The 7,081-nt window shown below is 46.5% G+C and carries 6 protein-coding genes and 1 pseudogene; 3 read left to right on the top strand and 4 right to left on the bottom strand.

Features of this window, described 5'->3' with window-relative positions:
• From RM811_RS03325 to RM811_RS03315, 3 genes are all read right to left on the bottom strand, one after another.
• Nucleotides 1–1,444: hypothetical protein (locus RM811_RS03325; RefSeq protein ID WP_402520741.1), on the bottom strand; the 1,444-nt coding region annotated here is incomplete at its 3' end.
• A 108-nt stretch (nucleotides 1,445–1,552) separates the two neighbouring features.
• A complete protein-coding gene (locus RM811_RS03320; protein ID WP_402520739.1) occupies nucleotides 1,553–2,098 on the bottom strand; it encodes an aromatic-ring-hydroxylating dioxygenase subunit beta in 546 nt (181 codons plus the stop codon).
• Nucleotides 2,098–3,417 (bottom strand): Rieske 2Fe-2S domain-containing protein, encoded by a 1,320-nt coding sequence (locus RM811_RS03315; protein ID WP_402520737.1) that lies wholly within the window; start codon nucleotides 3,415–3,417, stop codon nucleotides 2,098–2,100. Before RM811_RS03315 ends, RM811_RS03320 begins: the two co-directional genes overlap by 1 nt.
• 156 nt (nucleotides 3,418–3,573) lie before the next feature.
• Here RM811_RS03315 and RM811_RS03310 point away from each other — a divergent pair, with 156 nt between their 5' ends.
• On the top strand, nucleotides 3,574–4,224 hold the full coding sequence (locus tag RM811_RS03310; protein ID WP_402520735.1) for a TetR/AcrR family transcriptional regulator: 651 nt from the start codon (nucleotides 3,574–3,576) through the stop codon (nucleotides 4,222–4,224).
• Nucleotides 4,225–4,437: 213 nt separating this feature from the next.
• On the top strand, nucleotides 4,438–5,577 hold the full coding sequence (locus tag RM811_RS03305) for a helix-turn-helix transcriptional regulator (RefSeq protein WP_402520733.1): 1,140 nt from the start codon (nucleotides 4,438–4,440) through the stop codon (nucleotides 5,575–5,577).
• On the opposite strand, the gene RM811_RS03300 is transcribed toward RM811_RS03305, so the two are convergent.
• The gene (locus RM811_RS03300) at nucleotides 5,564–6,076 is read right to left on the bottom strand and encodes a hypothetical protein (RefSeq protein WP_402520732.1); all 513 of its coding nucleotides are present in this window, start codon (nucleotides 6,074–6,076) and stop codon (nucleotides 5,564–5,566) included. The genes RM811_RS03305 and RM811_RS03300 overlap by 14 nt on opposite strands.
• 255 nt (nucleotides 6,077–6,331) lie before the next feature.
• On the opposite strand from RM811_RS03300, the pseudogene RM811_RS03295 reads away from it, so the two are divergent.
• Nucleotides 6,332–7,081 (top strand): annotated as a pseudogene (locus tag RM811_RS03295) (hypothetical protein); the annotation flags it as partial.

The following is a 7,081-nucleotide window of genomic DNA, read 5'->3' as shown; positions in this document are numbered from 1 at the left end:
TGGTGTCGGGGGAGGGCTTTTGTTCTTCCTGATAAATAGGCGGATGGCTACCCTTATCGTTAGAATTATCGGTTTTCTCAACTGGGTAAGTTGATCCTTTCAGGGAGTTTTTAGCCGTCAGCTCAGGGTTGTCTTTGATTGCCAGATGTTCGGATTTGGCTGGAATAACTGCATATTCTGAATTTGATGCTGTGCTTTCATTGAGCTGTAGAGGCTTGGCAGGCTGATTCGTCAGCTGATTTTGCATAGTAGTTGTTACTTTGTTGGCTGGTTGTTTTTTGGACTTTTTGGATCTATCTTGTTTTTTTGTTTTTTTTGTTTTTTTTGAAGTTGAGAAAGAGACGCTATCAAGTTCTCTTATGGTGACGATAGGGCAGGGCCGATTCCATTCCTGCAGTTCCTTCAATTCCTTAATGAAATCCTTGAATTCAGAATTATTTGAGTTTTCATCGTCAGAGTATAAGGTAGTTGCCTCGTCAGCTATCGCAGAGGCGCTGCCTATGTCATTAGCAGCATCTGTCTCAAATATTTTAAAATCCGACATTTTGTTAATCAAGTCTTCGCTGGGGGAATCAAAATCTGTCTTTTTGTTTTTAAATTTAATCATCTCTGCCGCAGGTATAGAAATTTTTGGTGAAGGTTTTCTGGCAGTGGACGTAGTCTGGTTAATCTCTGGAGAAAGGGGGGGCGTCGGCTTCTTGATTTTTGATGTATGGGCTACTTTGCCAGGCTGGAGCTGTTTTTCAAATTTGTTTTTGAGTATTCGAAGCATGTTTTCATTTTGGCAGCTAAGGGCGATGTCAATAGGCGTCATCCCATTTTTGTTTTTAGCCGTAAGAAGCTCAGGTTCATTTTTTAAGACATGACAGGCGCTAAAAATAAATGGCGTTTTTGCCAGGTAATGCAGTATGTTGTTTTTTAAATGTTTGTCTTCTGGTTCAGGAAAAATGGCACTCTGACTTTCGAGATATTCACGTACTTCTTTTTTTCGTGACTCTATGCCAGCTATCAGTGGGCAGATTTTGATGCCCTGATGGTCATCTCTTATGCTCTCTAACCAATAATTAAAATTATGTGATTCTTTCTTATAGTGTTTTAGTGTGTCCAGATCACCCTGAAGACAGGTTTCCACCAGTTGCAGGTAAGTGGTAGGGTGATAAATAGTTTGTGCGTCTCTTTTGGTGCGGTTAACACTGATCCAGTTCCTGTTAATAGCTATATCAATGCTTCTTTCGAAAAACGAGTTTATGGTCTGTTGGTATTGACCTTTATCCCGTGTATCCGTGGGGGTCGGTATACAACTTAAATGCATAGGTCCGGAGCTTAAAAGTGCCAGGCAAACTCTTCGAGAGCAAAAAATGTAATCGCGTTCTTCATCCGGTTTATTGGCTGATTGTTGATTATATGGATTTCCCCGAAAAGATGATGTTACCGGTGGTTTCATTGCTTTACTTGGGCTCGATATTTATTGTCTTTAAAAACACCTGACTTTTATTAAATGAAAAGCCCCGGCTCACGAGGCTTGATTATAGGTCTGATGGCCTATGATAGGTTAATAGAAAATACTCAATGAAGGTCCGGTAATCACATTCCAGTCGATAATCACCTCTCTTTTGGCAATCCTGAACTCACCATTCTCAACCCGCAGCACATCCTTTCTCTGTGCGGTAAAGGTGTGATTATCCTTCTGATGGCGGCTCCAGGTAATCATCGTATTGCTGAAGGTCTCGTAGCAGCCCTCCTGGTCAGAAGGCAGAACCTCCACATTACTGATAAAACGGCGGGTTCTGGCGGGCGGGTTGTCGGTCCAGGAATTCAGTTTGAACGCTCTCATTACGCGCAGTGAGAGAATGAAAAAGTTCTCATCCCTGAAATCCGGTGCAAGGCCCTGACTAAGCTCCTGCTCCACACTGAGAAATGCCTCTGTGTCTTTTTTCTTTGGGTCGGGCTGTGGAATAAAGCGCACAGGGATCCGGTATTTAATGTCAGTGGTCACCAGTTTCAGCCATTGCTGATATTCCCGGTTGTCCAGCATTCGGGCTTCCCGGTAATAAAATTGCTCAACATCTGAGATCAGGTCGCGGGTAATATCGGTCATTATTTGATCTCCAGCCTGGTAGTGGCTTCCTGCTGCTCACGAACGCCCTGTTTCAGACGCTGTTGCCACTCCAGGTAAAACTGGCGGGCGTAATGCTCGTTGAAACAACCACCCACTTTGCCGGGTATTTCCGGATGATCCTGTTCTTCACCCAGGCCAAGGCCGTAGTAATAGGTTCGGTCATCGGCATAATCAATATTGCTGCCCGCGTATTGCTGTGACCAGGCCTCGGCATCTTCACATTCCAACAGGCCGCCGGGACCAAACATCATGGTGTAGTTGATCTTCAGTTTTTCTTTGATGTGTTCTGGCGCATTCTTTTCCACTACCAGCCAGGACCAGTATTCAATCTGGCCAGGGCCACGGGGATGGCTGGTTCGCAGGGTCATGTTAGGCCACAGGAATGAAAAGTTTGGAAAGACGCTGTAACACAATGGCTTCAGTCTTGAACGTAGCTCGCCAAGGCGTTCGCTGACTTTCTTATGGCTTTCTCTCAGGTATTGATTGACCTCCGGATCCATACCGGCAACACCATCCATACCAAACATGCACATTTCATCGGGCGAGCCTTCAGGCATTAATCTTACGGAAAGACCATGCCCGGGTTTTGGTACCACATTCAATGCCGTATCTTCCAGCTCCTGAACCTGGGGGGTACCCTGAAGAATAGAGCCGTGCAGGTAGGGGCCATGACCGATATCGCCCAGCTGGTTCTCTACTGGCAGCTTCCAGTTGCAGTTAATGATCCATTTGTGCGGGCTGCCTATGACCTCAACACCACCGTCAAAACGATCAAACATGCAGTCCAGGTACCAGGCCATTTCTCCCAGGTAGTCGGTCAGAGGTTCAACATTTTTGTCCATACAGGCAAAGATAAGACCTTTGTAGGTTTCAACCCTGGGAACACGCTTAAGGCCAAGCTCTGACTTGTCGGGTTTGTTGCCGACTTTGCGTTCCTGCGGAATGGAAACCAGGTCGCCTTTATTATTAAAAGTCCAGCTGTGGTACGGGCATATAAAACGACGAGTGTTGCCTTCATCCGCCCGGCAAACCGGAACACCCCGGTGGCTGCAGCTATTGATGGTGACATAAATTTCCTGATCACCGGCCCGGGAGATAATAACCGGCGTTTCGGCGATAAAGCTGGTGATAAAATCACCGACTTTTTGAATCTGGCTTTCATGACCCATGTAGATCCAGGTTTTGCTGAAAATATGTTGTTTTTCCAGCTCGTAAATGGCGGGGTCGGTAAATATTTTACGGTGAACATGGCTGCCATCATCGCTGACCAGCTTGTCCAGTGGTAAGTCCATCGACATGGGGTGTTCCTTTCTCGTTCTTATTAAGAGTTATTGAGATTCTGCTGATTCGCGGTAAAAGTTATCACAGATTAACTTTTTATCAATGGGCTGGTTGAAAAAAAGTTAATTATTGATAACATTTGTCACATCAATGGGATGGTGGCAGGTAAAATAATGACCAAGGGTGAGCGTACGGCCCAGAAAATTCTTGATGTTTCCGAGCGGTTATTTGCCCGCAATGGATTCAGTGGTACCAGTCTCAGGGAAGTGGCTGCGGAAGTGGGTATACGTGAGCCTGGTCTTTATCGACATTTTAAAAGCAAGGAGGCGTTGTATCAGCAGGTCTTGGAAAGGGCATTAAGGCCGTTGGCGGATACTATGGATGAGTTGTTGTCCCTTGAAGTTGATTTTAATAAGGGAGGGATTGATAAAAGCCAGGTGCAGGAACTGCCTGCGGTTATGTTTCGGTTACTGGCCCGCGCTCCCGATGTGGTTGTGCTTTTGCAGCGTGCGCTCTCGGCAGAACCCCGGCTTGAGGGCTCTGGCAGTGTCTGGCTGGATCGCTGGCTGTCCGGTCTGGTGGTTCGGGGGCAGCAGCTGTTTCGCCATCTGAATATTAAAAAGGATGCCACGGACCTGGAGGTTGGTTTGATGATTATCAACCTGTTTAACCTTTGCCTTGGTTATTTTTCTTCGGCCAGATTGTTGGAGCAGATATCGGGGGAGGCTGCGTTTTCGCAACCTTGTCTGGATCAGCAGGCAGAGCTTCTGAGTCAGATAGCCAATGTTATTCTTGCGAGCCTGACTGGTGTTGCTGACGGATAAAGCAGGGGAGTAACTATGAGGCAGGGGTTGGCCTTGTTCTGAACGGCTATTCCAGGCAATGACGATACTGAATTATCTTGCAGGACTGATTTTATTTAATAAAAAAATACAATGCGTACAGTTTTCTTTATTCTTTTTTGGTAACTTTACCACCGCAATCCCAGTATTTTATCGTCTTACCGGACGATAATGAGGATAAAAAAAGAATAAATTATGACGCAGAGTATCCAGAATATCCAAATCGAAGACTTCAGTCGTCTGGTCAAAGCACTTTACCAGGGAGTACTTGAGACAGTGCCCTGGACAGGTTTTCTCGATCGCCTGCAGCAACAACTGACGGCTAACTATGTCACGATTGTAATCAGCCCCCCTACCGATCACCACGATGGTTTGTTCCTGACAACCGGCTCAACCGGCAAAGAGTTTGTAGCCTCTTATAATAGCCATTTTTACGCCATGGACCCGTTTGTCGATCTACCCTGCGCTCAGGTCTATAGTCTGGATGAATTTATTTCAGGAAATGAGCGTTTAACATCGGAATACTGTCGTCAGTTTCTTGAGCCGATGGATGTCTTCCATGTGCTGGGTGTCGATATCAGTACAGATAGTGGTGCTAAATACAGTTTGCGCATCAGTCGGGGCAGGGACGGTTCTGCTTTTAAAGAGAGTGATAAAGTGCTGGTTCAATTTCTGGTGCCTCATCTGCAGGAGGCCATTGAACTGCATACTCAGCTGGGACGTATTGAAACCGAACGGAACCTGTATGCGGGTGCCGTTAATCAGCTGGCAGTTGGTACCATTATTCTTGATGAAGAAGCCAAAGTGCTGCAGAGCAATCAGGTGGCCAGTGACCTTTTGAAAGAGAAGGATGGTATTGAGCTGATTGGTGGTTCTCTTCAGGTGGGCAGTACTCGTGATACCCGACGTTTGAAGGATCTGATCCGGGACGTACTGGCTGCCCAGAATGATAATCAGCCATCGGTGGTCGAAGCGCTCAGAGTTCAGCGGCCTTCAGGGAAAAGTGATTTAGGGATTGTGGTCCGCTCGGTACCGCCATCTCAGTGGTCAAAAGCCAGGCATTCACCCTCCGTCGTATTGTTTGTGGGTGACCCGGACCAGCATTCCCAGGCTCCCAGGGATATTGTCAAAACGTTGTTTGATTTGACGCCAGCAGAAGCACAGCTGGCAATGATTCTGGCTAATGGACTGACACTGGATGAAACGGCAGAGGAGCTGGGTATCAGCCGAAACACGGCAAGAGCACACCTTCGTTCAATTTTTTCAAAAACAGGCGTGACCCGTCAGACGATGCTGGTGCGTTTGATCTTGAAAAGTGTTGCTACTCTGGGGTAGCAGCGTCGTCGCCTGGAGTATTAGCTTGTTCAATAAAAGCGCAATTTGGATCTTCATCAATAGCTATGTCGAAATCTGTTTTATAGTCAGGAATAGGGTTATGTGATGTGCAAATTCTATCGATTAGCTTGAGTTCCATGTTGTTGGGGTTTAGGTTCGGTGTTTTTGCGGATTCGCTGATTGTTTCAGATTTAATAGTGCGGTTTTTGAATTGTGGTTGAGTGCCTGATGGATTGCCTGATGGATTGCCTGAGGCTTGATATTTCTCTGAGTTTTTGTCGAGAAAACGACTATTCTTCGGTGGTGGGTGATTGGTGATGCACACTTTATCTGGTTTCATATCAGGAATGTTGGACTCTCTGTATTCAGATAGGTTCCCTAAAAAAGCCTTGTCGTGATTTACCCTCGTTCCCATGCTCTGCGTGGGAATGCATACGGAGCTGGCCGTATGTCGCAGGGCTTTCTGATTGTTAGTAGAAAGGGTGAGAGCAAGGGACAACCTCAGGCTCTCCGTGTGTGTCGGAGCTCCACGCTGGTTGTTTCATTTGTGGAGGGTTCGGTATGCGTTCCCACGCGGAGCGTGGGAACGAGGGGAAAGTTACTCGTTATCTGATGGCCGATTTTGTTATTGTTTGTTTACTCGCTTTAATCTTAAGGTACGGCCATTATTCCAGAGTTTTTTTCCGGCTCATGGCTGTTTAAATCTCTGGAATTCGTGACCCAAAAACAACTATAAAAAAGAAGCGTTGTGACAATGGATATAACAAGCCGTAAATCCCTTCTTGGGAAAGTCTTTCGTTCCACTGCTTTATGCTGTAAACGTTCCCGGAGTCTTGGCGTCAGTGCGCTTTTGATGGGCAGTCTTTTGACGGCCGGTCAGGCTGATGCGGCTAATCCGGCACCTCGCAATCCACATCTGGCAGATTCTACCAATCCTATTGGTCATACCACTTCCGCCCAGCAGGACTCAGTTCCTCAGCAGGGACCCGTTGGGCCAAGCAGAACCCTGGAAGATTTTGAACTGCAGTATCGTCCTGTTGGCCCTTTCCAGTTTGGTACCAGTATTTCCGGCGTTTATCTGGATGGTAAAAGAGTGCTCTGGAGTAATGGGGCCAATGGCGTATTCAAGGCAGAACACGACAGCTTCAATATTATTGATCGCTATACCGTAGAAGGAACAGCGTTCAGCCAGCCTGAAATTGAAAATGCCCTGGAAGAGCTGCGCTCAAGGGAAGGGCTTTCCGCCATGTATTTTTCCTTTAAGCAGGCGGATATGTTTAAGGAACTCTCCGGTGTTTACACTTTGCTGGATAATAATCACGACTACTATATTGGCGATAATGGCGGTCGTGGAATCACGGTTTATGGCGATGCTGAGCCCGGTGATTCGAACAGCAAAATTGTTAAAAAACGTCAGTGGTCAATGCCAGACTCAGTCAGTGGCCTGATGATTGGCATGAATATGACGTTTGATGGCTGGATTGTTTTTGCCACAGAGCATGGT

The organism is Endozoicomonas sp. (assembly GCF_031844845.1).
In the GTDB taxonomy this organism is placed as follows: Bacteria; Pseudomonadota; Gammaproteobacteria; order Pseudomonadales; family Endozoicomonadaceae; genus Endozoicomonas.
This window is presented reverse-complemented; position numbering and strand designations above follow the sequence as displayed.

Excerpts from the sequence above, each read along its gene's own strand:
- RM811_RS03310 (WP_402520735.1), top strand. The coding sequence starts at position 3,574 with ATGACCAAGGGTGAGCGTACGGCCCAGAAAATTCTTGATGTTTCCGAG.
- RM811_RS03320 (WP_402520739.1), bottom strand. The coding sequence starts at position 2,098 with ATGACCGATATTACCCGCGACCTGATCTCAGATGTTGAGCAATTTTAT.
- RM811_RS03305 (WP_402520733.1), top strand. The coding sequence starts at position 4,438 with ATGACGCAGAGTATCCAGAATATCCAAATCGAAGACTTCAGTCGTCTG.
- RM811_RS03315 (WP_402520737.1), bottom strand. The coding sequence starts at position 3,417 with ATGTCGATGGACTTACCACTGGACAAGCTGGTCAGCGATGATGGCAGC.